Origin of the sequence: uncultured Brevundimonas sp. (assembly GCF_963975535.1) — a bacterium.
Taxonomy (GTDB): Bacteria; Pseudomonadota; Alphaproteobacteria; order Caulobacterales; family Caulobacteraceae; genus Brevundimonas.
Genome location: NZ_CAXBHE010000003.1, coordinates 1 through 25,329 on the forward strand (window position 1 = coordinate 1; position 25,329 = coordinate 25,329).

The 25,329-nt window shown below is 69.3% G+C and carries 28 protein-coding genes and 2 riboswitches; of the genes, 13 read left to right on the top strand and 15 right to left on the bottom strand.

Translation table 11 applies throughout. The features are described 5' to 3' along the window. Positions 1-71: 71 nt before the first annotated feature. The 4 genes from gcvH to AACZ75_RS04260 all read right to left on the bottom strand — a co-directional run bounded on the left by gcvH (position 72) and on the right by AACZ75_RS04260 (position 3,435). Positions 72-437: a glycine cleavage system protein GcvH gene (gene gcvH, locus AACZ75_RS04245; RefSeq protein WP_339871452.1), complete on the bottom strand. Its 366-nt coding sequence runs from the start codon at positions 435-437 to the stop codon at positions 72-74. 10 nt (positions 438-447) lie between these two features. After that, complete coding sequence (gene gcvT / locus AACZ75_RS04250; RefSeq protein ID WP_339871453.1) at positions 448-1,563, bottom strand: glycine cleavage system aminomethyltransferase GcvT; 1,116 nt, start codon at positions 1,561-1,563, stop codon at positions 448-450. Positions 1,564-1,618: 55 nt separating this feature from the next. Next, positions 1,619-1,728, bottom strand: a riboswitch (glycine riboswitch). A 4-nt stretch (positions 1,729-1,732) separates the two neighbouring features. Next, positions 1,733-1,830: riboswitch (glycine riboswitch) on the bottom strand. Between the two features lie 81 nt (positions 1,831-1,911). Further along, positions 1,912-2,556: a hypothetical protein gene (locus AACZ75_RS04255; protein ID WP_339871454.1), complete on the bottom strand. Its 645-nt coding sequence runs from the start codon at positions 2,554-2,556 to the stop codon at positions 1,912-1,914. A gap of 120 nt (positions 2,557-2,676) precedes the next feature. Then, on the bottom strand, positions 2,677-3,435 hold the full coding sequence (locus tag AACZ75_RS04260; protein ID WP_339871455.1) for a LuxR C-terminal-related transcriptional regulator: 759 nt from the start codon (positions 3,433-3,435) through the stop codon (positions 2,677-2,679). A 56-nt stretch (positions 3,436-3,491) separates the two neighbouring features. On the opposite strand from AACZ75_RS04260, the gene AACZ75_RS04265 reads away from it, so the two are divergent. The 4 genes from AACZ75_RS04265 to AACZ75_RS04280 all read left to right on the top strand — a co-directional run bounded on the left by AACZ75_RS04265 (position 3,492) and on the right by AACZ75_RS04280 (position 5,557). Beyond that, complete coding sequence (locus AACZ75_RS04265; RefSeq protein ID WP_339871456.1) at positions 3,492-3,941, top strand: hypothetical protein; 450 nt, start codon at positions 3,492-3,494, stop codon at positions 3,939-3,941. Positions 3,942-4,020: 79 nt separating this feature from the next. Then, positions 4,021-4,578 (top strand): hypothetical protein, encoded by a 558-nt coding sequence (locus AACZ75_RS04270; protein ID WP_339871457.1) that lies wholly within the window; start codon positions 4,021-4,023, stop codon positions 4,576-4,578. Continuing rightward, entirely contained in the window at positions 4,575-5,018 is a 444-nt protein-coding gene (locus AACZ75_RS04275; protein WP_339871459.1) for a protease inhibitor I42 family protein, read from the top strand. The genes AACZ75_RS04270 and AACZ75_RS04275 overlap by 4 nt, the downstream gene beginning before the upstream one ends. Before the next feature lie 68 nt (positions 5,019-5,086). Continuing rightward, a complete protein-coding gene (locus tag AACZ75_RS04280) occupies positions 5,087-5,557 on the top strand; it encodes a hypothetical protein (protein ID WP_339871461.1) in 471 nt (156 codons plus the stop codon). A 62-nt stretch (positions 5,558-5,619) separates the two neighbouring features. Here the strand turns inward: AACZ75_RS04280 and AACZ75_RS04285 are convergent, their stop codons facing one another. From AACZ75_RS04285 to AACZ75_RS04295, 3 genes are read right to left on the bottom strand one after another with little or no spacing between them, the layout of a single operon-like run. Beyond that, positions 5,620-6,627, bottom strand: coding sequence for an adenosine deaminase (locus tag AACZ75_RS04285; protein ID WP_339871462.1), 1,008 nt, complete (start codon positions 6,625-6,627; stop codon positions 5,620-5,622). A gap of 32 nt (positions 6,628-6,659) precedes the next feature. Next, the gene (gene argS / locus AACZ75_RS04290; protein ID WP_339871463.1) at positions 6,660-8,462 is read right to left on the bottom strand and encodes an arginine--tRNA ligase; all 1,803 of its coding nucleotides are present in this window, start codon (positions 8,460-8,462) and stop codon (positions 6,660-6,662) included. Then, on the bottom strand, positions 8,459-9,157 hold the full coding sequence (locus tag AACZ75_RS04295; RefSeq protein ID WP_339871464.1) for a Tat pathway signal sequence domain protein: 699 nt from the start codon (positions 9,155-9,157) through the stop codon (positions 8,459-8,461). The genes argS and AACZ75_RS04295 overlap by 4 nt, the downstream gene beginning before the upstream one ends. 174 nt (positions 9,158-9,331) lie before the next feature. Between AACZ75_RS04295 and ispH the strand changes: the two genes are divergently transcribed. Further along, positions 9,332-10,303, top strand: coding sequence for a 4-hydroxy-3-methylbut-2-enyl diphosphate reductase (ispH, locus tag AACZ75_RS04300; RefSeq protein ID WP_339871466.1), 972 nt, complete (start codon positions 9,332-9,334; stop codon positions 10,301-10,303). A 13-nt stretch (positions 10,304-10,316) separates the two neighbouring features. Here the strand turns inward: ispH and scpB are convergent, their stop codons facing one another. From scpB to AACZ75_RS04325, 5 genes are all read right to left on the bottom strand, one after another. Further along, complete coding sequence (scpB, locus tag AACZ75_RS04305) at positions 10,317-10,994, bottom strand: SMC-Scp complex subunit ScpB (protein WP_339871467.1); 678 nt, start codon at positions 10,992-10,994, stop codon at positions 10,317-10,319. After that, positions 10,991-11,824, bottom strand: coding sequence for a ScpA family protein (locus AACZ75_RS04310; RefSeq protein WP_339871468.1), 834 nt, complete (start codon positions 11,822-11,824; stop codon positions 10,991-10,993). Before AACZ75_RS04310 ends, scpB begins: the two co-directional genes overlap by 4 nt. A 45-nt stretch (positions 11,825-11,869) precedes the next feature. Continuing rightward, positions 11,870-12,919 (bottom strand): beta-N-acetylhexosaminidase, encoded by a 1,050-nt coding sequence (gene nagZ, locus AACZ75_RS04315; RefSeq protein ID WP_339871469.1) that lies wholly within the window; start codon positions 12,917-12,919, stop codon positions 11,870-11,872. A gap of 3 nt (positions 12,920-12,922) precedes the next feature. Then, positions 12,923-13,669, bottom strand: coding sequence for an SPOR domain-containing protein (locus AACZ75_RS04320; RefSeq protein ID WP_339871470.1), 747 nt, complete (start codon positions 13,667-13,669; stop codon positions 12,923-12,925). Positions 13,670-13,747: 78 nt separating this feature from the next. Then, positions 13,748-14,929 carry a deoxyguanosinetriphosphate triphosphohydrolase gene (locus tag AACZ75_RS04325; protein ID WP_339871471.1) on the bottom strand — a complete coding sequence of 394 codons (1,182 nt, stop codon included), beginning with the start codon at positions 14,927-14,929 and terminating at the stop codon, positions 13,748-13,750. 109 nt (positions 14,930-15,038) lie between these two features. Between AACZ75_RS04325 and AACZ75_RS04330 the strand changes: the two genes are divergently transcribed. From AACZ75_RS04330 to rutD, 6 genes are all read left to right on the top strand, one after another. Beyond that, on the top strand, positions 15,039-15,380 hold the full coding sequence (locus AACZ75_RS04330) for an iron-sulfur cluster assembly accessory protein (protein ID WP_339871873.1): 342 nt from the start codon (positions 15,039-15,041) through the stop codon (positions 15,378-15,380). Positions 15,381-15,392: 12 nt separating this feature from the next. After that, positions 15,393-16,049, top strand: a complete 657-nt coding sequence (locus AACZ75_RS04335) for an SOS response-associated peptidase (protein WP_339871472.1) — start codon at positions 15,393-15,395, stop codon at positions 16,047-16,049. Positions 16,050-16,130: 81 nt separating this feature from the next. Then, positions 16,131-16,421: a metalloregulator ArsR/SmtB family transcription factor gene (locus AACZ75_RS04340; RefSeq protein WP_339871473.1), complete on the top strand. Its 291-nt coding sequence runs from the start codon at positions 16,131-16,133 to the stop codon at positions 16,419-16,421. Then, positions 16,418-17,092: an SdpI family protein gene (locus AACZ75_RS04345; protein ID WP_339871474.1), complete on the top strand. Its 675-nt coding sequence runs from the start codon at positions 16,418-16,420 to the stop codon at positions 17,090-17,092. The genes AACZ75_RS04340 and AACZ75_RS04345 overlap by 4 nt, the downstream gene beginning before the upstream one ends. Positions 17,093-17,120: 28 nt before the next feature. Further along, entirely contained in the window at positions 17,121-18,050 is a 930-nt protein-coding gene (locus AACZ75_RS04350; protein WP_339871475.1) for an alpha/beta fold hydrolase, read from the top strand. 94 nt (positions 18,051-18,144) lie between these two features. After that, entirely contained in the window at positions 18,145-18,945 is an 801-nt protein-coding gene (rutD, locus tag AACZ75_RS04355; RefSeq protein ID WP_339871477.1) for a pyrimidine utilization protein D, read from the top strand. 842 nt (positions 18,946-19,787) lie between these two features. Here rutD and AACZ75_RS04360 read toward each other — a convergent pair. From AACZ75_RS04360 to rfbB, 3 genes are read right to left on the bottom strand one after another with little or no spacing between them, the layout of a single operon-like run. Continuing rightward, positions 19,788-20,744, bottom strand: a complete 957-nt coding sequence (locus AACZ75_RS04360) for a phytanoyl-CoA dioxygenase family protein (RefSeq protein WP_339871479.1) — start codon at positions 20,742-20,744, stop codon at positions 19,788-19,790. Positions 20,745-20,778: 34 nt separating this feature from the next. Then, on the bottom strand, positions 20,779-21,675 hold the full coding sequence (rfbA, locus tag AACZ75_RS04365) for a glucose-1-phosphate thymidylyltransferase RfbA (RefSeq protein WP_339871480.1): 897 nt from the start codon (positions 21,673-21,675) through the stop codon (positions 20,779-20,781). Continuing rightward, entirely contained in the window at positions 21,672-22,745 is a 1,074-nt protein-coding gene (gene rfbB, locus AACZ75_RS04370) for a dTDP-glucose 4,6-dehydratase (protein WP_339871481.1), read from the bottom strand. Before rfbB ends, rfbA begins: the two co-directional genes overlap by 4 nt. Positions 22,746-22,883: 138 nt before the next feature. On the opposite strand from rfbB, the gene AACZ75_RS04375 reads away from it, so the two are divergent. Both AACZ75_RS04375 and AACZ75_RS04380 read left to right on the top strand, forming a co-directional pair. Next, positions 22,884-24,581 carry a hypothetical protein gene (locus AACZ75_RS04375; protein WP_339871874.1) on the top strand — a complete coding sequence of 566 codons (1,698 nt, stop codon included), beginning with the start codon at positions 22,884-22,886 and terminating at the stop codon, positions 24,579-24,581. Beyond that, on the top strand, positions 24,578-25,321 hold the full coding sequence (locus tag AACZ75_RS04380) for a hypothetical protein (protein WP_339871482.1): 744 nt from the start codon (positions 24,578-24,580) through the stop codon (positions 25,319-25,321). Before AACZ75_RS04375 ends, AACZ75_RS04380 begins: the two co-directional genes overlap by 4 nt. Positions 25,322-25,329: the final 8 nt, after the last annotated feature.

Sequence of the window (25,329 nt, forward strand, 5' to 3'; positions counted from 1 at the left end):
CCGCTCATCCCATGCACACTGCCTCACGACAGGACTGGGTCCCGGCTTTCGCCGGGATGAGCGGAAAGCAATCAGAGCGTCGCGAGGAACGCGTCATAGGCGGCGCGGTCCATCAGGGCCTCGACCTGGGACGCATCTGACACCTTGATCCTGCCGAACCAGCCGTCGCCCTCGGGATCGGCATTGACGGTCTCGGGGGCCGAGGCCAGCACGGGATTGCCCTCGATCACCTCGCCGGCGACCGGCGCATAGACGTCCGAGGCCGCCTTGACGCTCTCGACGACAGCGAAGCTGTCCCCCTGGCCGACGGTCTTGCCGGCGTCCGGAGTTTCGACGAACACCACATCGCCCAGGGCGTCTGCGGCGTGCTTGGTGATGCCGACCGTGGCGACGTCGCCCTCGAGACGAACCCACTCGTGATCCTTGGTGAAGCGCATGGTGATGATCCTAGACCTTGGGTTTGCGATAATAGCGTTGGGCGACGAAGGGCATGGCCACGACCTCGGCGGCGGCGGGCTTGCCGCGCACGATCACCTGCAGGTCGGTGCCCAGATCGGCGAAGGCCGGGGACACATAGCCCATGGCGATGTTGCGGCCGAGGGTCGGCGACGGACCGCCCGAGGTGACGGTGCCGATGACCTTGCCGTCCATGTCGGCGATCTCGGCCCCCTCGCGGGCCGGGGGCCCCGCCTTGACGCTCAGGCCGACGCGAACCCGCGCCGGGCCGTCCGCCAGTTCCCTGAGGATACGGTCGGCCCCGTTGAAGTCGGCGCGCTCCTTGCGCGATTTGGACAGGGCGAAGGTCAGGGCCGCCTCGACCGGGCTGGTCGTGGCGTCGATGTCGTGGCCGTGCAGCGGCAGGCCGGCTTCCAGACGCAGGGAATCCCGCGCGCCCAGGCCGATCGGCTTGACCCGGGCATCTTCCAGCAACAGGTTCCAGATGCGTTCGGCATCGGCGTTGGGCACCGAGATCTCGAACCCGTCCTCACCGGTGTAGCCGGAGCGGGAGATGAAGCAGTCGACCCCGAACAGCATCAGCCGGGCGCAGTCCATGAAGCCGAACTCGGCCAGCACCGGCTCGTGCTTGATCATGACCTCGGCCGCCTCAGGCCCCTGGATGGCGATCAGGGCCCGGTCGTCCAGCACCGTCAGGGTCGCATCCCCGGACAGTTGCGGCTTCAGGAAGGCGACATCGGCGTCCTTGTTGCCGGCGTTGAAGACGATGAACAGGCCGTCGTGGTCGGGCCGCCCCGCCATCAGGTCGTCGAGGATGCCGCCCTCGGCGTTCAGCAGCAGCGAGTATTTCTGACGCCCGGCCTTCAGGATCGCATAGTCGCCGGGCACGAACCGTTCGAACTGGGCCACCGCGTCGGCCCCGGTCAGCCTGCACTGGCCCATATGCGAGACATCGAACAGCCCGGCGTGTTCGCGGGTCCAGCGGTGCTCGGCCAGCACGCCCTCATACTGGACCGGCATGTCATAGCCGCTGAAGCCGACCATGCGTGCGCCGAGGGCCCGGTGTGCGGCGTTCAGGGCGGTGGTCTTGAGAGTCTGATCGGTCATGTCGGTCTTTCAGAGTCGCGTACTGGGGCGGAAAGCTCCGCCGTCCTCGCGCCCCCGCTGTCCTGAAGCCTGAGAGATTCCGGCACCGGCAGGGGCATCGGCCCCGGTCGTCACCTTGCTCCGTCGGCGCGCCCCGGGAACGAATTCCTGGGCGACTTTCCAGCGTCCGAATGTCCTCGCGGTCCGTTTGCCTGAGCGTTTCCGGGGCGGTTGCGCCTTCGGCCCCGGCAGTCCCGAAGGGCCGCCGATCTCTCCCGCGAGAGCGAGCGACCCTTTCCCCGACTCCGCCTGCGAGTCAAGCGCCACGGGGACGCGCCCGCGCGGTGGGTCGGCCGCCGGTCGGCGGTTCTAGGGGGCCGCCCGGGCCTGTTTCCAGAGGTCAGCATTGACCCGGGCCCGCTCCCAGAGGCCGGGCAGGGCTCCGTCCGGCACATGGAAGGTGGCGTAGCTGTAGCCGGTGCCTGAATGGAAATGCACGATGAACGGCCCCTGGTAGTTGAGCCAGTCACCATAGCCCCCGATCCGGTACGGCAGGTTTTCCGGAATGTCGGCCTGCGCCGGCAGCACGATCGAATTGACCAGCACCATCGGCGGGCCGAGGGCCTGAACATCGACCATGCCGGCCCGCCAGCAGTGCCGGCCCGCCTCGCGACGGCGCGGGGCGACGCGGCAGGGATCGATGCTGATCCGGGCCCGCCCCGGTCCCGCCTCCGGTTGATCGGGAAACTCTGACAGGTCGCGACTACAGCCCCCCGCCCCGGCATCGGCCTCGATGACCGCGTCCAGATAGACCGGCTCGCCGTCATGGATTTCCGCAAATTCCAGCAGGGCCATGACCCCTTCCGCCTCGGCCGCAGTCGCCTGGGCACCATTGTCGAAACAATGAAGCCGGAAGGTCGCCGCGGGCAGCGGCTCCTGTGCCCGCGCCGTCTGGGGCAGCGTCGGCAGGCCCAGGGCCAGGGCGAGCAGCCCGACCGTCAATTGATGTTCCATCCGACCCTCCTGTAGGCGCGCGATGGCGCACCTTCCCAACATTCGCGCTCCGGCACGACCTGTGAAAACTCACAGCTGGTCAGCACCGGAATTCAGGCAGACCCTGACCCCATGTCGCGCTCAGATCAGATCGAACCGGACGGCCTTGGCGGTCGCCTCGGCCAGGGTGCGGGCCTTCAGCTTGCGGCGCGCATTGACCGAATGCATGTCGACCGTGCGTTTCGAAATCCCCATCCGGTGCGCGATGCGGTCCGGCCTCAGACCCTGGGAAAAGCGTGCCAGCACATCGATCTCGCGAGCGGTCAGGGCCTCGTCGATTCCGGCGTGACGACGCTCCAGCGCGGGCCGCAGATAGGGAAACATGGCGAACGAAGCGATCAGCAGTTCGTTGCGACGGGCCTCAACCCGTTCCAGCACCGCCTCCCGCCTGGTTCGCCGGCAGCCGAAGGTGGCGGCAAACCAGGTCTGGTCACCGCCGGCCACCCCCTGCCCCATGAACGACAGGGCGTCACCCAGACCGGCGTCGGCGACGCCGCGCAACACCTGGCCGGTCCGGGCACTGACCTCGGGCTGATCGGCCGTGGCCTGGCCCCAGGCCGTCGTCAGCAGCGGCCGGTCCGGGCCCAGATCGGCCATCTGTTGCACGACGTAATCATGGCTGACGTGATCGAGGGCGGCATATTCCTCCATCCAGGCGTCGGGCAGGGAAGTCTGGATTTCGACCGCCTGCCCGCGAACGGGATCGCCCGTGGCCAGCCCCAGAACGAAATGGTCCAGGCCGCATGAGCGAACGAAGGCCGCATAGGCCTCCAGAACCGCGCCGTTGCCGCGTTGCGCGAGCGACATGGCTCCCAGCAGACGCTCCAGTTCCGGCGTCATTCCACAATCCTCCGCCGCAAACCTGCGGCCCCTGGTGCAGCCCCGGATTGAACCTAATGACCGGAATCAAAGCTTGGCAACCCTTGGACGGGCTTTTAAATTACAAGGTTATACCGACTGTCGTCCTGTCGGTTCTGGTGATCGGCCTGGCCATCGTGTCGCCGGTCCGGGCGCAAACACTGGGTTCAGGTGACTATGAAATCTGCTCTGTCGAGGACCGGAATGGCCGGTTTCGCGGCTATGATCAGGTCTGCCTGGAGTCGCGTCGCGCCGAACTGCGCCACCTCCGGCGGCTCGCCCGGCGCGACCGCCATGACCGGCCCGACACCTCCAGCCTCTATTTCTGTCCTGCCAGCGCCAACCAGGGGCGAGGCTGGAGCGTTGGCGGCCTCACCAGCTACGGCCCGACCACACCCGGCAGCGGTTATGCAACCGTGGACTGGCCCGTAAACGGTCGCCCCTGCATCCCCCGGCCCGTCGGCTACCTCAGCAGCGGCTATGACTGACGGGCTCCGTAAATCACCGTTCTTTGCAGGTATTTTCCACCTGTCCTACGATCCCGACACCACAGAAGGAGCTGTCATCATGGACACCGCCTCCGCCCGGTACCGCCGGGCGCGCCATTCAGGCCTGACGGCGTTCTTCGCCGTCCTCGGGATAGCCGGCACGGCCCTGGCCGGGGGACTGCCTGCGCCTGCAGCGCCGGAGGCGCTCGCCGACCACCATCAGTCCGACTTCGACGGGGCCGCCGCCGTCTCCCGGATCCGCAGCCTGTACGAAACCGACGTGACCATCGATGAGGCCGATCCCGCCAGTGCCAACGCCTGGTTCAGCCCCGGCCTGGCCGCGGACATGATCCGTCTGTACAGCCGGCCGGGCAGCTACGGCATCGGGTTCGGCTACCTCGTCGACGGCCAGGATGCGGCGCTGTCGGCGATCACCTATGCCTTCCACGAGGCCGGAAGCGACGGCCGGCCGGGCGTGCGCGTCCGCTTCACCAATTTCGGCGAGCCGGTCGATCTGGACTTCCTGCTCGACGATCACGGACGCATCGCCAACATCCGCTCGCGCGCCCCCGACGGCAGCGAAAAATGGAACCTGCATGAGAGCGTGGTCGAAGCCCTGCGGGACCCGGGACCGTGACCCGTCTCGCCCTCGTCGTCCTGTTTCTCGGCCTGACAGCCTGCGGCCGGCAACCGGGACCCGACCTCACGCCGGTCGACCCGCCGCCAGCGCCGGGCGACGCGGTCCATGTCCGGCCGGTCGGTGACAGCGGTCATGTCGAATTGCGGGTCGACCAGACCCTGGCCCTGGAGATGCAGTCCCGGTTCGAATGGCGCGAGGCCGCCGCCCCGACCCTGATCCGCCGCGACGACGTGCTCTGGGCACCGGCCGACCGCGCCGGGCAGAACCCGGGCAGCACCGGCAACAGCAGCTGGCAGGTGTTCATCTATCACGCGCTGCAACCGGGTGAGGAGACCCTGACCCTGGTCGAGGCCCGCCCGTGGGAGCCCGACCAGATCATCGACCGCTATGTCCTGACGGTGCAGATCCAGGCCGATGGCGAGCCGCCCGGGAGATAACAGGTCCGTTCAGAGCGGGTTCACGCGCGGGAGCCGAGGTTGGCGGCAGGTCAAAAGGAGTACCGACCATGACGTACCGCCCCCTGCTCGCCGCCGCTGCCGCGGTTGCCTTGATGATCCCCGCGACCAGCGCCGCCGCCCAGAGCTGGCCGGAAATCCTCGGTGCGGTGGTCCAGGCCCAGACCAGCAGCAGCTACAGCCCGTACAACGGTCAGTACAACGGCCGGTACGACGACAATCGTTACGGCGACCGTCGCGACAGCCATCGCCGCATCTCCGAGCGTCAGGCGATCCGCATCGCCCAACGCCAGGGCGTCCGTGTTCAGTCGGCGAACCGTCGCGGCAACCACTACGACATGATCGGCCGCACCGATAACGGCCAGCGCGTAAGCCTGAGGGTCGACGCCCGCACCGGGCAGATCACCCGCTTCGAGCGTGCACGGGACCGTCGCAACAACGACCGGTGGGACCGCGACGACCGGAACCACCGCGACCATGATCGTCGCGACCAACGCCGCGATCGCGATCACGACGATTGATCCAGGCGGACTTCTGATCGATCAGACCGTCGCGGGGCCCGGGCTCCGCGGCGGTTTTCGTGTCAGCCGGCCGCCCAGGCGTCGACCGCAGCGATGTGAACAGCCTTTTCCGCCTCGGACAGGAAGGCCCCCTCGAAACTGTTACGGGCCATGGCCGTCAGCTGTTCGCGCGTCAGGCCTACCGCCGCGGCCAGGCGACGGTAGTTGTCATTCACATAGCCGCCGAAATAGGCCGGATCGTCCGAGTTCAGGGTCACATGCAGGCCCTGGCGCAGCATCTCCGGCACCGGATGATCCTTCAGATCCTTGACCACGCACAGTTTCAGGTTCGACAGCGGACAGACGGTCAGGGTCATCTGGCTGGCCTTCAGCCGCGCCACCAGCGCCGGGTCCTCCAGCGAGCGATTGCCGTGATCCAGCCGGTCGATGTGCAGCAGGTCCAGCGCCTCGGCGACATAGGCCGGCGGTCCCTCCTCACCCGCGTGGGCGACGCGCTTCAGGCCCAGGGCCCCGGCCGCCTCGAACACGCGCTGGAATTTCGACGGCGGATGACCCACCTCGGACGAATCCAGCCCGACCCCGGCGATCCGGTCCAGCCACGGCTCGGCCGCCTTTAGCGTGGCGAAGGCGGCGTCTTCATCCAGATGGCGCAGGAAGCACAGGATCAGTTTGGAGGTCACGCCCAGCTCGCGCTCGGCCCGACCCATCCCGTCCAGCAGCCCCTCGATCACCGTCTCCATCGCCACGCCGCGGTCGGTATGGGTCTGGGGGTCGAAGAAGATCTCGGCATGGCGGACAGTGTCGGCCGCCGCGCGCTGGAAATAGGCGAAGGCCAGGTCCGCGAAATCCTGGCGCTGCAGCAGCACCGCCGCCCCGGCATAATAGATGTCGAGAAAGTCCTGCAGGTTGGAAAAGTCATAGGCGGCCCGCACGGCCTCGACGCTGGCGTACGGAATCGCCACACCGTTGCGCCGCGCCAGCTCGAACATCAGTTCGGGCTCGAGACTGCCCTCGATATGCAGGTGCAGTTCGGCCTTGGGCAGGCCGGCGATATAGGCGTCGAGGGACATGGCAGACTCCGGAAGCAGGTCGCCAGTCTAACCTACATCCGCTCGGGCGTGTCGATGCCCAGCAGGGACAGGGTCAGTTCCAGCTGGTCCAGCGCCGCCTGCGACAGGGCGATACGCGAGCCCCGGCTGGCAGCGTCGGGGGCCACCAGCACCGGGCAGGCCGCGTAGAATTTCGAAAAGGCCTGGGCCAGCCGATAGGCATGTTCGGCCAGCAGATGCGGCGCGCGCTTGTCGTAGGCGTCGCTGACCGCCTGGTCGAAGGCGTCCAGCGTCAGGGCCAGATCACGCTCGGCCGGCTCGGCCACGACGATCGCCGCCGGGGTCGCGCCCTGATCGGCCGCCTTGCGCAGCAGGGATTTGATCCGCACCGCCTGGTACAGCAGATACGGCCCGGTCTTGCCCTCGAAGCTCATGAAGCGGTCGAGGTCGAAGACGTAGCTGGTGGTGCGGGCGTTCGACAGGTCGGCGAATTTCAAGGCCGCGATCGCCACCTTGTGGGCGATGGCCTCGAACTCTTCGGGTGGCAGGTCGGCCCCGAGGCCGGACTCCTGCAAGCGCGCCCGGGCCTTGTCGGTGGCCAGGGTGATCAGGTCGTGCAGCTTCAGCACCCCGCCGGCGCGGGTCTTGAACGGCTTGCCGTCCGGCCCGTTCATCGTGCCGAAACCGAGATGCTCCAGTGACCCGGGCGTCGCATAGCCGGCCAGGATGGCGGCGCGGAACACCTGTTCGAAATGCTCGGCCTGTCGTTCGTCGACGACATAGAGGATCAGTTCGGGGTCGATGGCCTGACGCCGGTCGACGATGGTGGCCAGGTCGGTGGTCCCGTACATGGCCGAGCCGTCACGCGAGATGACCAGCAGCGGCGGCGGGCTGGGAGCCTCCATCACACTGCCGTCGGCCAGCTTGCGCTTGCGGGTCTCGCCGGGCCGGGCCACGTGAACCACCCGGGCCCCGTCGTCCTCGACCAGCAGCCCCTTGGCCTCAAGATCGGCGATCATCCCGGCCATCACCGGATCGGCGTCGCTCTCGCCGTTCCACAGGTCGAACGTCACCCCCAGGGCCGCGAACTCCCGCTCCAGGGCGGTGCGGCTGACGGCGACGAAATGGGACCACAGGGCGCGATAGCCGGGACGACCGGCCTGCAGCTCGGCCGTCGCCCTGCGGGCGCGGTCACGGAATTCGAGGTCTTCCTTGGCCCGGGTCGCGGCGGCCGGATACAGCCGCTCCAGATCCTCCAGGGTGACCGGGGGCTCGGCCGGAAACGGCCCGTCGCCCTCGGCCATGAAGGCCGCCGCGCCGCCCTCGTCGCCGACGGCCACGATCAGCAGCCCCATCTGGAAACCCCAGTCGCCGAAATGTGCGTCGCCCCACACGATGTCACCGCGGAAGCGGAACAGTCGCTTCAGGCTCTCGCCGATGATCGAGCTGCGCAGATGGCCGACGTGCATCGGCTTGGCCACATTGGGCCCGGCATAGTCGATAATCACCCGGCGCGGCGTTGCCACGGCCCCGGCACCGGCCCGCGCCTGGTCGGCGGCCACCGCGGCGGCCCGTTCGGCCAGGGCCGCATCGGTCAGTTTGAAATTGATGAAACCCGGTCCGGCCACCTCGACCAGCGCCAGGCGCGGATCGGCCTTCAGCCGCTCGGCCACCCGGCCGGCCAGCTCACGCGGATTGGCCTTCAGCGCCCTGGCCGCGGCCAGCGCCCCGTTGGACTGGAAATCGGCCAGGTCGGGCCGGTCGGAGACGGTGACCCGCGCCAGCGCCGCGTCCACGCCTTCGGCGGCGAAGGCGGCCGCGACCGCTTCGCCCAGGGACGATTTCAGATCGGTCATTGCGGGTCGGTGGCCTCGGCCTGGGCCTGTCCGGCATTGATGCGGAACCGGCTGCCGGTGCGGTTGAACTCGGCCATTTCCTGGGTGACGTCGAAGCCGACCAGGATCTCGAAATTGTCACCACTGGTCGTCGCCGCGGCGCGCGGAATGACGATGGTCTGCTCCTGGGTGGCCGAGGCCGTCTCCCCGCCGCGGAAATCGACCGGCAGGTCGAAATACTGTTTCGCCAGGATCGCCCGGTTCCGCTCGGTCACGGCGATCCAGTAGCGGTAGGTGTGGTTCCCGGCCGCCGCCATCGGCCCGCGGCCCAGGTTGAACAGCAGGTTGATCTGGACGGTGATCGGATCGGTCCCCCGGTAGGAGCAGTCCGCCGCCAGCCCCTCGATCTCGCCGGTGTAGCCGACATTGGCCGTGGCGGCGCGATTGTCGGCCAGTTCGACATAGCGGGCCGCGTCGTACAGGATCTTCACATAGGGGCACGGGCCGGCGTTGACCCGGCGGCTCAGCGGGGCGATACGCGGGGCCGAGTCGACGATGGGCGTGTCACTGGCCTGACCGGTCTGGCTCGGGTCCTGGCTCTGACCCGGTCGGCCGCCGGTGGGCAGGGGACGGCTCGAGGTCTGGGCCATGGCCACGGCGGGCAGCAGGCCCGCCAGCACGACGGAAACAGCAAGAACGGGGAGCACGCGACGCATCAGGTTCAAATCCGGCAATCGAGGAGTAACGCGACGAGGACCGACGCGGTCCGATACGCTGGTGTCTGATAGCGGCTAAAGCGAGGCGCGGCAAACGCCACGCCCGGCGCTTCCCGGACCCCGCATCCCGTCGGGACGGTGGCGGCGGGCGCGTCGAAGCCCTAGATTGCGGCCATGACGATCCACACCCCCATCCCCCGGACCGGCCCCCGCCCCCTGACCATCCGTCTGGCGACGCCGCGCGGCTTCTGCGCCGGGGTCGACCGGGCCATCCAGATCGTCGAACGCGCGCTCGAGAAATACGGCGCTCCCGTCTATGTCCGGCACGAGATCGTCCACAATCGCCATGTCGTCGAACGGCTCAAGGCCATGGGTGCCGTGTTCGTGCGCGAACTCGACGAATGCCCGGACGACCGGCCCGTCGTCTTCTCGGCCCACGGCGTGCCCAAGTCGGTGCCGGCCGGAGCCCGGGCCCGCGACCTGTTCTTCCTCGACGCCACCTGCCCGCTGGTCTCCAAGGTCCATGTCGAGGCCGAGCGGCATCATGCCGCCGGTCGCCACATCATCCTGATCGGCCACACCGGCCACCCCGAGGTGGTCGGCACCATGGGCCAGCTGCCGCCGGGGGCGATCAGCCTGGTCGAGACTGTCGCCGACGCCGAGGCCTTCCAGCGTCCCGGGGACGCCGCCCTGGCCTACGCCACCCAGACCACCCTGTCGGTCGACGACACCGCCGAGATCCTCGCCGTGCTCAAGCGGCGCTTCCCGGAGCTGCCCGACCCCCACAAGGAAGACATCTGCTACGCCACAACCAACAGACAGGAAGCGGTCAAGCGGCTGGGCGAGGGCTGTGACCTGGTGCTGGTGGTCGGTTCGAAGAATTCGTCCAACTCGGCCCGGCTGGTCGAGGTCGCCATCCGCGCCGGGGCCCGCGACGCCCGGCTGGTCGACGATGCCGGCCATGTAGACTGGCGCTGGTTCGACGGTGTCTCGACGGTGGGTGTCACCGCCGGAGCCTCGGCCCCCGAACCGCTGATCGCCGCCCTGGTCGACGCCATCGCCGACCGCTTCGACGCCACCGTGGTCGAGGACGCGGGCGAACGCGAGACCGTCACCTTCAAACTGCCGCGCGCCCTGACGGACTGATCCACCGCGCGGATCAGCCGTCCTTGCCGTCCTCGCTCACGAAATCCTGGGCGAACTCGGGACCGTCGTCCTCGCCGGAGCTCAGCAGGTCACCCTCGTCATCGCCGCCCCGACTGGGGTCCGGCACCTCGAACCCGACCGGGATCGACAGGTCCAGCAGGCCCGCCGCCTTCATCTCCTGCACGCCGGGCAGGTCATACAGGCTGGCCAGGCTGAAATGCTCGAGGAAGCGGTCGGTGGTGCCATAGGTCACCGGCCGTCCCGGCGTCCGCCGGCGCCCGCGCAACCGCACGAATCCCATCTCCAGCAGCAGATCCAGCGTGCCGCGCGACAGCGACACCCCGCGCACGCTCTCGACCTCGGCCCGGGTGCAGGGCTGGTGGTAGGCGATGATGGCGAGGGTCTCCAGCGCCGCCTTCGACAGCCGCCGCGGCTCCTCGCGCTCCTCGGTCATCATGAAACTCAGGTCCGGCGCGGTGCGGAAGCGCCAGCGGTCGGCCACGCACTCGAGCTCGACCCCCCGCCCCTGATAGCGGGTCCGCAGGCCGGCGATGGCCCCGCCGACATCGGCCCCCTCGGGCAGGCGACGCGCGATCTCGGCCGCCGACAGCGGCCCGGCCGCCGCGAACAGCAGGGCCTCGACCCGGCGTTCGATCTCCTGGCTGTCAGGTTCGAAGCGCAGGTCGGTCACGGGGTCAGCTCCAGCGGCAGGCCCTGCCCGCGCCGCTTCAGATACAGCGGGGCGAAGGGTTCGGACTGGCGCACGTCCATCGCCCCCTCCTTCACCAGCTCCAGACTGGCCGACAGGGTCGAGGCCAGATAGCTGGTGCGGCTCGGGCCGGGCTCCCCGTCCTCCGCATCCGCGACCGGGGCCACCCGCTCCAGCGGCGTCCAGTCGGACAGCCGCGGCAGAATGTCCCGCAACCAGTCGCGCGCCGCCTCCAGCGGAAAGGCCTCGACCCGCTGACCCGGCGCATAGCTGCGCCGTTCCTCGCGCCGTCGCTGCGTCACATAGGCGCTCATCAGTTCGTACAGGCTGGTGTCGATCCGGTCGGACGGGATGATCACCGTCGCCTCCGGGTCGCCGCGCGTGAACACGTCCCGCTTCAGCAGCGGCCGGCTGGTCAGGGCCTCGACCGAACGCCGCATCGCCTCCAGCTTCTGCAGCCGGAACGCCAGGGCCGCCGCCATCTGCTCGGCCGGCAGCTCCGCGTCCCGCGCCTTTTCGGTGCGGGGCAGCAGCAGACGCGACTTCAGATAGGCCAGCCACGACGCCATCACCAGATAGTCGGCCGCCAGCGAGAAATTGCGCCGCCGCGCCTCATGCACAAAGGCCAGATACTGTTCCGCCAATCGGGTGATCGACAGCTTCAGCAGATCGACCTTCTGGGTCCGCGCCAGCGCCAGCAGCACATGCAGCGGGCCTTCATAGCCATCGAGGTCGACCACGAACCCCTCATCGGCCTCGACGGCCTCGGCCACGGCGGTGAAATCCAGATTGGGCTGGAAGGCCTCAGTCATCAGACGATCTCCGTCCCCCCATGCAGGGCAAGGGCGTCGAACCTGTCATCCCTGCGCCTCCCCGACATCGGGGCCCCGCGCTGCGTCCATCTGCCCGTCCATGGCCGCCTTGAACCGCGCCCGGGCCGCCACCGCGTCCAGCGGCTCCGGCGTCAGGACGATCCGCGCCAGCGCCGCCGCGGCCCGTTTCGCCGCCTTGCCCTTCAGCTTGCCGGTACCCGCGGCCACCTGCTTCATCTCCTCGAGGTCGCCGTTGCAGTGCAGCACCACGTCGCACCCGGCCTTAAGCGCCGCCCCGGCCCGTTCGGTCAGCGTGCCGGACAGCGCCTTCATCGACAGGTCGTCGGTCACGATCAGGCCGGAAAAGCCGAGATCCCGGCGCATCAGCCGGATCGCCTTCTTCGACGTCGTGGCCGGGCGTTTCGGATCGATGGCGTCGAACACCACATGGGCGGTCATGGCCATCGGCATGTCGGACAGGGCCCTGAACGGCACGAAATCCCACGCCGCCAGCGTCGCCAGATCGGCATGGACCACCGGCAGGTCGTGATGACTGTCGGCGAAGGCCCGGCCATGGCCCGGCATGTGTTTGATGACCGGCAGCACCCCTCCGGCCAACAGGCCCTCGGCCGCCGCCCGGCCCAGCCGGGCCACCGTCTCCGGATCACGGGCATAGGCGCGGTCGCCGATGATGTCGTGCGCCCCCGGCACCGGGACATCGAGGACGGGAACACAGTCCACATTGATCCCGAGCGCCTGCAGATCGTGGGCCATCAGTCGCGCGCCCTGACGGACCAGATCACGGGCCGTGTCGACGTCCCCCGCAGCCTGAAGATAGGCGTCGCCGGGCGGGTATTTGGGCCAGTGTGGCGGCCCGAGCCGTTGCACCCGGCCGCCCTCCTGGTCGATCAGCACCGGGGCGTCCGGCGCGTCGATACTGTCACGCAGGGCCGCCACCAGGGCCCGCACCTGGTCCGGGCTCTCGACATTGCGCCGGAACAGGATGAAGCCCCACGGCCGGGTCTCGGCGAAGAAGGCGCGCTCCGCCGCGGTCAGCTCAGGTCCCGAACAGCCGTAGATGGCAGCCGAGGTCACGGCCTAGCGGACCAGGCAATCGCCGCCACCGGCCTTGATCGCGGCGCAGAAGGCCCGGGCGTCGTCACGGCTCAGCCCGGCGAAGGTGGTGCGGTACAGGGTCGACCCGTTGGAGGCGGTGACCTCCTGCACCCGCTTGGTCGCTCCGGCGGCGAACTGCGGGAAGCGGGCGGCGACGGCGGAATATTCGCGATCGGCGATGCCCGGGGTCGAGAAGGCCCCGATCTGCACGATCGAACTGCCCCCGGCCGGAGCCGCCGGGGTCTCGGCCTTCACCACCGGAGCCGGGGCCGCGGCGACCGGCGGGGCGGCCGGTGCCGGGGTCGCCGGGGCCGTCGGGCGCGGCTGCACGGCCTCGGGCGGGGCGATGAAGGTCGGGTCGGCGGGAATCTCGCTCGGCGGGCCATAGACACTGACCCCGGCCTCGGGGTCGACCGGCTGGGCCTCCAGCGGGGCCTCGACCTTCAGCTCGCCGATCGGCGTGCCCACGGCCGGCGGCGCGTCGGTCGAGGAGCGCAGGCCCGAACGGTAGAAGACCACCACGGCAATGATCAGCAGCAGCAGCACCGCCCCGCTGATGATCAGGGTCACCGGCGGGGCCTTGCCGCCGCCGCCGCCCTGGCCGCCGCCGGCCCGTCGCGCGTCATAGCTGGTGCGCTGGAACGGCAGATCGTCGTCGGTGGGCGGCGTATAGGCACCGCGGTCGCGGTCGCCGCCGCCGGTCGGACGATAGGGATCTTCGTGTGACATGGTCGCGCCTTGTGAATCGGCCCGGCGCGAATCGACGCGTCGGGGGCCCAGTCTACTCTGCCCCGGTCCGCTTTCGAATCACAGATCGAGACCCAGGTCGAGGCTGAACAATTTGCGGTGTTCCTCGATCGCGAACCGGTCGGTCATTCCGGCGATATAGTCGCATACGGCCCGGGCCCGCCGGTGCGGGTCCTCGACCGCCGCCCGTTCCGACCATTCCGGCGGCAGAACGCCCGGCTCGGCCATGAACAGCTGGAACATCTCGCCCAGCAGCCGCCGCGCCTGGCTGCGGGTGCGATTGACCCGGTAGTGACGGTACATCCGCTCGAACAGGAATTTCCGCAGCACGCCCAGATCCGCCAGCATGCCGTCGGAAAAGGCCACCAGCGTCCGCCGCGCCGTGCGCACATCCTCGGTCGCGGTGATGCCGTCAGCCGCCAGTCGCCGCTCGGTCTCGGCCAGCACGTCCTCGATCATCGCCCCGATCATGCGCCGCACGGCCTCGATGCGGATCATCCGCTCGTCCTGGTCGGGCCAGTCGCGCCGCGTATCCCTCAGGATCGGCCCGATCAGCGGCACCCGGGCCAGATCGTCGAGACTGAACAGGCCCGCCTGTACCCCGTCATCGACGTCGTGGTTGTTGTAGGCGATGTCGTCGGCGATCGCCGCCGCCTGGGCCTCCAGCGAGGCGAAGGTGTCCAGCCGCAGGTCCCAGCCCGGCGCATAGTCGGCGATGGCCCGCCACGCCGGCTCGTCCAGCCGATGGCTGACCGGCCCGTTGTGCTTGATCACCCCCTCGACCGTCTCCCAGCTCAGGTTCAGGCCGTCGAAGGCCGGATAGCGCTCTTCCAGCCGGGTCACCACGCGGAAGGTCTGGACGTTGTGATCGAACCCGCCCCACGGCTCCATCTGCGCCTGCAACTCGTCCTCGCCGGCGTGGCCGAACGGCGGATGCCCCAGGTCGTGGGCCAGGGCCACGGTCTCGGCCAGGTCGGTGTCCAGCCGCAGGGCGTGCGCGATCGACCGGGCGATCTGCGCCACCTCCAGCGAATGGGTCAGCCGGGTGCGGTAGTGGTCGCCCTCATGCGCCACGAACACCTGGGTCTTTTCCTTCAGCCGCCGGAAGGCGGTAGCGTGGATGATCCGGTCGCGGTCGCGGGCGAAGGCCGTGCGGGTGCGACTGACATTTTCCGGAAACAGCCGCCCGCGCGACGCTGTCGGGGTCTCGGCGAAGGGGGCGCGATCGGTCGACTGGCTCAAGGCAGCGGCTTCATGTTGGTCGCGGGCCTTTGCGATTGGCCGCTTCGACCTCATATAGACCCCTGTGAGTACCGTCCAATCCCCCGCCGTTCCGGCCCCGAAGCTCGATATCGCGCCGCGCGCGCCTCAGGGCATCCTGCTGTCCGCCGGTGCCGCCCGACGTCTGGCCGAGCTGGCCACAGCCGCGGGCCGCCCGCAGATGCTGCGCGTCGCCGTCGACGGCGGCGGCTGTTCCGGCTTCCAGTACCGGTTCGAACTGGTCGACAGTGCCGAGGCCGATGACCTGCGCATCGAGCTGGACGGCCAGACCGCCCTGGTCGACCCGGTCTCCGTCCCCTTCCTCAAGGGTTCCGAGATCGCCTTCGTCGACGAACTGGCCGGGGCCCAGTTCGTGGTGCGCAACCCCAACGCCGCCTCCAGCTGCGGCTGCGGCGTCAGCTTCTCGATCTAGCCGGGTCGGCGCATGTGCGGCCGCTTCGACACCTCGCAACTGACCTGGGCGGACATCCATGCCCAACTGTCGGTGTTTGCCGAAATCACCACCCCGCCCCTCAACCTCGAACCCGATGACGACGTGCGCCCGACGACCCGGCAGTTGACCGCGCGGCTGGAGGGCGGGGCCTGGGCGCTGGAGCGGATGCGTTGGGGTCTGGTGCCCGGATGGCGTTCGGGCAAGCCGCTGAAGGACTCGGAAAAGGGCAAGGGCGACGGCTTCAAACTGACCACCTTCAACGCCCGGTCCGAGACCGCCGCCGGGTCCGCCGTGTTCCGCAGTGCCTTCGCGCGCCGTCGCTGTCTGGTCCCGGCCTCGGCCTGGTATGAGTGGACCGGTGACAAGGGCGCAAAGTCCCGCTGGCGCTTTTCGCGCGCCGACGGCCAGCCCCTGCTGATGTTCGCCGGCCTGTGGGACCACGCCGACACCGCCGACGCCGGCCCGGTCGACAGCTTCACCGTGCTGACCCATCCCTCCAGCGGCCTGCTGGCCGAATACCACCACCGCGCGCCGGTGGTGCTGGAGCGCGACGCCTGGATGACCTGGCTCGATGTCGACCGGGATCCCGCGCCCCTGTTCGTGCCCGACACGGTCGAGCGGTTCCGGGTGGTTCCGGACGACCGTTGAGTCCCCGCCGGGCGACGGCGACGCTGCGACCCCTGCCGAAATCGCTTGCGATTAGGATTATTCCTAATTAGGCTTTGTCCTATGAACACCCTGTTCAAGGCCCTGTCGCATCCGGTCCGGCGCCGCATCATCGAGATGCTGCGCAAGGGCCCGCTCGCGTCCGGCGACATCGCCGCCGCCTTCGACATGAGCTGGCCGTCGATCACCGGCCACCTCAACGCCCTGAAGGACGCGGGCCTGGTCTCGCCCGAGCGCGACGGGTCCACGATCCGCTACCGGCTCGAAATCTCGGCGGTCGAGGAGGCCGTCGCCTTCCTGATGGCCATGCGCGGGGGCGGCCCCGCCCCCGACGATACGGAGCCCACCCCATGACCGCCGCCAACCGCACCCCCGCCCTCGATCTCGCCACCTGGGGCATCAGCATCCTGATCATCGGCACCGGCCTCGGCGTGCTGGTCGCCGGTCCGACCGAGCTGATGCCGGTGCACTGGAACATCCGCGGCGACGCCGACGACTGGGCCGGTCGCGAGCTGGTCGGTCTGATGATCGCCGGCCTCGGCCTGTTCAACCTGCTGATCGCCGGCGGTCTTGGCCTCTATGCCGCCCGCGCCGACGACCCGGCCCGCCGCCGCGCCCTGCGCTTCGGCCAGCTGGTCGTCCTGCTCTCCCTGACCGGCGTCACCCTGTTCGTCGGGGCCTCCAGCCTCAGTGGCGCCACCACCATTCGCACCGCCATCCCCATGGCCGGTCTCAGCCTGATCTTTCTGCTGACGGGGGCCTTTCTCGGCCGCGTCGGTCCCAATCCGGTGGTCGGGGTGCGCACGCCGTGGAGCTACAAGAGCCGCCTTGCCTGGGACCGCTCCAACCGCCTCGCGGGCCGCCTGTTCTTCCTGATCGGCCTGGCCGGCCTGGTCACCGCGCCCTGGGCGGTCCAGCCCTTCGCCCTGATCGCCCTGATCGTCGCCGTCACGATCGCCGCCGTCTGGTCGGCGGTCGAGAGCTGGCGCGTGTGGCGCTCCGATCCCGACCGCCAACCCTTCTGATCGCCCCCTTCAAACCGGAGACCTCGCCATGCTGAGCCTCGCCCTCGCCGCCACCCTGCTGACGACCGGTCCGGTCGAGACCGCCTTGACCCTGCCCTCGCAGCCCGCCCCCCTGCACGGCACCCTGCTGACCCCCGACGGGACCGCCCATGCCGTCGCCGTCATCCTGCCCGGCTCCGGGCCGACCGACCGCAACGGCAACAGCCCGCTCGGCATCACCGCCCAGACCTATCGCCTGCTGGCCCGGGGGCTGGCCGATCAGGGCATCGCCACCGTGCGCATCGACAAACGCGGCATCGGTGAAAGCGCCGCCGCCGCGCCCTCGGAGGCCGACCTGCGCATCACCGCCTATGTCGAGGATGCCCGCGCCTGGGCCGCCGAGGCCGCGGCCCGCACCGGACAGCCCTGCGCCTGGTTGATCGGGCACAGCGAGGGGGCCCTGATCGCCGTGGCCGCCGCCGACGGTCACGAAGACAGCATCTGCGGCCTCGTCCTGCTGTCGGGGGCCGGACGCCCGGCCGGGGTCATCCTGCGCGAACAGCTCGGCCCGCAACTGCCCGAGCCGATGAAGACCGAGGCCTTCGCCATCCTGTCGGAGCTCGAGGCCGGCCGCACCGTCGCCGACACCCCCCCGGCGCTCGCGGCCCTGTTCCGGCCGTCGGTCCAGCCCTATCTGATCTCGTGGCTGGCGCTGGATCCCGTGGCCCTGATCGCCGCCTGGGACGGACCGGTGCTGATCGGCCAGGGCACCACCGACATCCAGATCGCCGTCGCCGACGCCGAGGCCATGGCCGCGGCCCGGCCCGATGCGCGACTGGTGCTGTGGGACGGGGTCAATCATGTGCTGAAGGTGGCCCCGGCCGAGCGCGCCGCCAATGTCGCCACCTACGCCGATCCCGCGCTGCCGCTGGCCCCCGGCGTCGTCGACGATGTGGCGGATTTCATCCTGCAGCCCTGACTCCGGCCGGCCTTTCGGCACGGCGGGGCTACCGTTTGGTCCCGCCGCCGCATATGGCAGGGGACGCCTCGATCAACCGCGGACTCCGACTCCCTTGCACACCGGCACGACCCAGGGCCTCCACTACGAAATCCACGACGGCCCGGCGGACGCGGAGACCGTGATCCTGTCCGCCGGTTTCGGCGGCATGGGCGCAATGTGGGAGCCGCAGATGGCCGCCCTGACCGCGCGCTTTCGCGTGCTGCGCTACGACCAGCGCGGCACCGGTCGCAGCACCCCCGTCCTGACCGCGCCCCATTCGGTCGAGGCGATGGGCCGCGACATTCTCGCCGTGATGGACGCCACCGACACCCTCCAGGCCCATCTGGTCGGCCAGGCCGCCGGCGGCATGGCCGCCCTGGCCCTCGCCCTCGACCGTCCCGAACGGCTGGAGCGGCTGGTGGTGGTCAGTGGCTGGTCGCACGCCGACCCGCACCTGACCCGCGTCCTCGCCGCCCGCACCCGGCTGCTCGAGGCCTTCGGTCCGGCCGCCTGGGTCGAGGCCGCGCCCCTGTTTCACTATCCGCCCGACTGGATCTCGCGCAACGACGCCCGCCTCCGCGCCGGGGCCGCGCGCGACATCATCGCCCTGCCGCCCACCGAGGTGATCCTGGCCCGGCTCGACGCCCTGATGCGCTTCGACATCGACGACCGGCTGGACGAGATCGACCTGCCCATCCTCGTCTGCGCCGCCGCCGACGACGCACTGGTCCCGCCGCGCTGCTCGCGCTGGCTGGCCACCGCCCTGCCCAACGCTACCCTCGACGTCACCCCCTGGGGCGGCCACGCCTTCCCCGAGCTCGCCGCCGACGCCTTTAACGCCGCCCTGATCGCGTTTCTGACGGGCGGGGACTGACACAGAGCCCCTCTCCCGGCGGGAGCCATCGGTTGGGGAGAGGGCTTACGGTCTCACCCCGGTCGCACCGAAAGCTCTCACCGTTTGCATGCCGGAATGCGCTCATAACAGCTGTCGTCATCCTCCGGTGAGCGCTCGCGTCAGCGGGTGCGAGACCGGGGGACCCAGCGGCGCGCGGAGCGCGACCTGTTCAGGCACGGATTCAAGCCCCTCTCCCGGGGGAGAGGGGTTGGGGAGAGGGCGTACGGTGCCACCATGATCGCACCGAAACCCCTCACCCTTTCCCGCAACCGCTCGCTGCGCTCACGGGCGCTCAAGCCCTCCCCGCCGGGAGAGGGAAACAATGCGAGGTGTTTGCCAAAAATCCCCCTATCGGCGCTCCCCAAACCCCAACCCGATCAACACCCTGACCTTTTCCTCCGCCAATCTTCCCGCCTCACCTCCAGCCGCGCCGATAATACCCCCGTCCCGTCGCACGGGGGGCTCGCTCGGCCGGCGATCCGCAGCGGCGGCGGGAGCGGATGGAGCGGGCGCAACCCGGAGCCGGATCCCCTGTCGGGGTCGCTGGCCGCGGGGATGCGAGGTCGAGCCGGGTGAAAAGCCGGACGGCCGAGGGGGCGGGGCGGAGACCCGCACCGGTCCAGGAGATGGTCGCTGCCATCCCTGCCCGCCGTGTGCAGAAGGACCCCTCGTCAACAGCGAGGCCCACGGTCCGCGCATGTGGAAGCCTGTCCGCGCGGAGCGTCTGACGTTCGCCGAAACGGTATTTTTTCAACACACCGGGCGTCCGCCCGGCGCTCCGCCCATGCCCCCCAACCGTCGCCTGACCGGCGCGCGGGACTTCAGCCTGCCTGCTGGTCCGCCGGCCGGATGGTGCTGACAATATTGCCGGTGTCGCGGGCCGAGCCGTCCTCGGCCAGGTCCCGGCGCGTCGCCGCCAGGCTCAACGGCCCGCCCAGGGCGCGGTTGACGGCGTCGATGCCGACCTCCCCGGCCTCCGGGTCCCGGGCCAGCAGATAGCGCAGCGACAGGCGCGGATGTTCGGCCGTGTCCTGCTGCGTCCCGTGCAGGGTGCAGGCATGCCAGACCGCCGCATAGCCGGTGCCCCCGGTCAGCATCCTCTGGGTCACCGTTGTCGACCCGCCGCGCCCGTCGCCATAGGTCCACTGGTCGCCCTCCCCGGGCGTCAGGTCATGCGGGAACAGGGTCGAGGCCAGCCTCTGGCTGCCCTCCAGCACAAACAGGGGCGCGTCCACCGCCGTGACCGGATGCAGGTAGATATACAGGGTCACGAAATCCGCCGTCCGCGCCGGATGGTCGATCAGGTCCTGATGGAAGTCGATCCCGGCGAAATAGGTGATGTCGCGATACTCGGGCCGGATATAGGGGCCCAGATTGTTGACCGCCTTGCCTTCGGTCCGCGCCTGCACCCAGTCCGGCATCCAGTCGCGCGGCACGCCGCACACCAGCTTGCGGTCCAGCGTCTGATAGCCCGCTCCCAGCAGTTCGGTCAGACCCGCCACGATCGCCGGATCGCGCTCGACGAAATCCAGGCTGGCGTCGATCCGGTCGACCAGATTCCGCCCCGGTCGCGGATTGACGCCCCGGAACTGCGGGTCGGCCAGGAACTCGGCCTCGTCCAGAAACAGGTCCGGCCCGAAGGCCCGCGTCGCATGCACCGCCATCAGCAGGTCGGTCGCCGCCACCGGATCGAGCCCCGGCGAAAACACGTGAAAGCCGCGCGTCGCCAGATCGCCGGTCACGCCCCCGCCGCTTCCCTGCCCTGCCTGATCCGTCATCGCGTCACGCCCCACAATTCCCGCACACCGGCATCTAGGCCCCCGGCACCCAGTCCGGGCTGTCGCCCTCGCCGAGCAGTTTCAGCAGATAGGCCCCGTAGGGACTGTTTCCATGGGCCCTGGCACTGGCCCGCATCGCCGCCTCGTCCAGCCAGCCGTTGGCCCAGCCGATCTCCTCGAGGCACGAGATCTTGAACCCCTGCCGCTGTTCGATCGTCTGCACGAAATGCCCCGCCTCCATCAGGCTTTCCGGCGTCCCCGTGTCCAGCCAGGCGAAGCCCCGGCCCAGCATCTCCACATGCAGGTCACCGCGCTTCAGATAGGCCTCGCTGACACTGGTGATCTCCAGCTCCCCACGCGTCGACGGCTTCACCGCCCGGGCGATGTCGACGACATCGGCGTCATAGAAATACAGGCCGGTCGTGGCCAGGTTCGACTTCGGCCGTTTCGGCTTTTCCTCGATGCCCAGCGCCCGCCCGTCCGGCCCGATCTCCAGCACCCCGAACTGCTCCGGAGTCTTGACCGGATAGGCAAAGACGGTCGCCCCCGTGGTCCGCGCCGCCGCGGCCCTGAGCTTGGGCGTGAAGCCCTGGCCGTAGAAAATGTTGTCACCCAGCACCAGACAGACCCGGTCGCCGTCGATGAATTGCTCACCGATCAGGAAGGCCTGGGCGATCCCCTCGGGCCGGGCCTGTTCGGCATAGGACAGGCGGATGCCGAAGCGCGAGCCGTCGCCCAGCAGCCGCTCGAACATCCAGCGATCCTCGGGCGTGGTGATCACCAGGATGTCGCGGATGTCGGCCAGCATCAGCACCGACAGCGGATAGTAGATCATCGGCTTGTCGTAGATCGGCAGCAGCTGTTTGGAGACGCCGTAGGTGATCGGGGCCAGCCGGGTCCCCGTGCCGCCCGCCAGAACGATACCCTTCATCGTGCCGCCCCTTCCCTCAGGCCCAGACGCTGGCCGTCGTACCGTCCCCGGAGTCGCTGCAGGACGTCCAGATGACCCAGACACCAGTCGACGGTTTTGGCCAGGCCGGTCTCGAACGTCTCGGCCCGCACCCAGCCCAGCTCGCGCTCGATCTTCCCCGAATCCATCGCATAGCGCCGGTCATGGCCCGGACGGTCGGGAACATGGGTGATCAGGTCGGCATAGCGCGCCACGCCCGCCGGCTTCTCCGGCCGGGCGATCTCCAGCAGCCCGCAGATCGTCTGCACGACCTCGATATTGCGCCGCTCGGCATCGCCGCCGACATTGTAGCTCTCGCCGACCACGCCCTGCCGCAACGCCAGCTCCAGCGCCGCCGCGTGGTCCTCGACATACAGCCAGTCCCGCACCTGGTCCCCGGCCCCGTAGATCGGCAGCGGCCGCCCCTCGATGGCGTTCAGGATCGTCAGCGGGATCAGCTTCTCGGGAAACTGGAAGGGCCCGTAATTGTTCGAACAGTTGGTGATGATCGTCGGCAGGCCATAGGTCCGCGACCAGGCCCGCACCAGATGATCCGCCCCCGCCTTGCTGGCCGCATAGGGCGAGCTGGGCGCATAGGGATCGGTCTCCCGGAACGGCGGCGCATCCGGAGCCAGGTCGCCGAACACCTCATCGGTCGACACATGCAGGAAGCGGAACCCGTCGCGCGCCTCGGACTCCAGCGCATCCCGGTGCCGCACCGCCGCCTCCAGCAGCACCCCGGTTCCGGCGACATTGGTCTGGATGAAGACCGCCGGCCCGTCGATCGACCGGTCCACATGGGTCTCGGCCGCCAGATGGATGACGGCGTCCGGCCGGTGCCGGGCGAACACCTCCGCCACCGCCCCGGCGTCGCAGATATCGACCTGGGCAAAACTGTAGTCGGGCGCGTCCGTCGCCGCCTCGACGCAGGCCAGATCCCCGGCATAGGTAAGCTTGTCGAGATTGATCACGGCCACGCCACCGGCGCTGACCAGTCGCCGCACGACGGCCGAGCCGATAAACCCGGCACCACCGGTAACGAGGACGTTCATGCGCCTGATTGGCGGCCGCTGCGGTTAATAACCCGTCAAGCCGGACACAGCGGGCCTGCGCAACCGGATCGTAAGCACAGGTTAACGCAATGCCGTTCTACTCGGTTCTTAACCATATTTCTGGAGACGCTCGTGAACATGATGGCGAAGGCGGCCAACGACCCCATCGCCGAAGGGCGCGCCCTGCTCGAGGCCGGTGATCCGGTGGCGGCCGCCAACCTGCTCTATGCCTTCACCGAGTCACGCCCCGCCGACCATGAAGGCCGTTACTGGCTGTACAGCGCCCTCGTCGCCGCCGCCGAGCCCGCCGCCGCGCGTCAGACCCTGGACGACGCCCGCAACCTGCATGCCGTCGCCATGCTGCGCGCGCACGGCGTCGACCTGGCACGCTTCAAGACGGACAAGGCCTATTGCGCCCAGGTCGGTCTGCAACTCTATGCGATCAAACACATGGCCCCGGCCAGCCTGACCCTCGGGCGCGGTCTCGATCTCGACAATCCCGACGTTCAGACGATGATCAGCTACGGCCTGTCCCTGCAGCATCAGGGCCGGACCGACGAGGCCATCAACGTCTTCAGCGCCGCGGCCGAAGCCTTCCCGCACCCGGCGGTCCACGAGTTCCTGCTCTACGCCCTGTTCCACGCCCCTGACCGCATGCGTCGCGTATCGGACGAGGCGCGCCGCTGGAGCGACCTCTACGCCGCCCCCCTGACCCCGGCCCAGCCGGTGTTCGCCAATGCGCGCACATCCGACCGCCCCCTGCGGATCGGCTACGTCGGCCCCAGCTTCAGCCGCAGCCAGGTGGCCCAGTTCCTCCTGCCGGTGCTGGAAGCCCACGACCCCAAATCAGTCGAGGTCTTCCTCTACTGCGCCGACCCCGCCGCCGAGGACGCCCTGCCGCCCGGCTGCACCGTCCGGGGCATCGGCCCCCTCTCCGATCCGGAGGTCGCCGACCTGATCCGCAAGGACACGATCGACATCCTCGTCGATGTCTGGGGTCACACCGCCGGCAGCCGTCTGCCCGTCTTCGCCTTCCGTCCGGCTCCGGTTCAGGTCGCCTGGATCAATTTCGTCCAGACCACCGGCCTCGCCTGCATGGACTACATCCTCCATGCCGACAGCATGAAGGTGGACGGCACCGACGAATTCTTCACCGAGGAAATCTGGCACATCGGCCCGATTGTGGCCCCCAGCCGGCCCTCGGCCGACCGGCTCCCCGACGTCCCGACCCCGGCGCTGAAGAACGGCTATGTCACCTACGGATCGTTCAACAACCCGGCCAAGCTCAGCGAGATCACCATCGCCGCCTGGTCGCTGATCCTGCGCCAGAGGCCCGGGGACCGGCTGATCCTGAAATACGGCCCCTTCGTCGACCCCGTCCTGCAGCGGGTGACCCGGGCCCGCTTCGCCGCCTATGGCGCGGCCCCGGAACAGCTCGAGTTTCGCGGCCACACCACCGGCCCCGACTACTGGCGTGAGTTCCAGGACATCGACCTGGCGCTGGACCCCTCACCCTGCCCCGGCGGAACCACCTCGTGCGACGCCCTGGCCAATGGCGTGCCGGTGCTGACCCAGTGGGGCGACGACTTCTACAGCCGTATCGGCGTGCCCGTGGTCCTGCCCTGCGGCCTGCCCGAACTGATCGCCGACGGCTGGGACGACTATGTCGACAAGGCCGTCGCCCTGACGGCGGATCATCAGGCCCTCGACGCCCTGCGCGCCAAAGTGCGCCCGGGCTTCGACGCCTCCCCCTACCGCGACGAGGTCGGTTTCACCCGCAATCTGGAAGGCATCTTCCGCCAGATGTACGCGCGTTGGCTGGCGGACCCCACATGAGCTCTGGGCCGGAGCGGGTGATCAGTGTCGAGGCCGGCCTGAGGGACGGCGTCATCGTCACCGACATGGACCGGGCCGAGATCACCGACCGGGTCATGGAACGCGGGCAACTGGTGCTGCTGAAGCATGCCTTTCCCGAACCGATGCTGACCGCCGCACAATCAGCCGTCGCCGACTGGGGCCGACAGGTCCCGCCGGCCGAGGTCGACGACTTCAACGGCAACTACCACCGCCGCCGCGCGATGGTGGCGCGCCAGCAGCAGGCCCCGCATGTCTTCCACGACTACAATTTCAACGTCCTGGGCGACGCCCCGCCGGCGCTGGAGGCCACGCTCCGCGACCTGTTCGAGCCCCTGCGCGACCTCTACAACGACCTGACCGGGAACGCGGTCGGGTTCACGATTCCCGCGACCGGCCCCTACGTCCATCCGCAGCTGATCCACTACCCCGCCGGCGGCGGATTTTTCGCCCGGCACTGGCACAATCTGTCGCCGCAGAAGCTCGGCTTCATCGTCTCGCTGTCCCAGCGCGGCCGCGACTTCCGCAATGGTGGCACCTGTTTCGAGATTGACGGCGAGGTGATCGACATGGAGGCCCGTCAGGACATCGGCGACATCTGCATCTGGCGCTACGACCACCCGCACTGGGTTACCCAGTCCGACCTGCGCGACAAGTTTGACTGGGACAGCGACGCCGGTCGCTGGGTCGCGACCTTCGCCTATTTCGATCCTCGCGGTTAAGGCGGCAC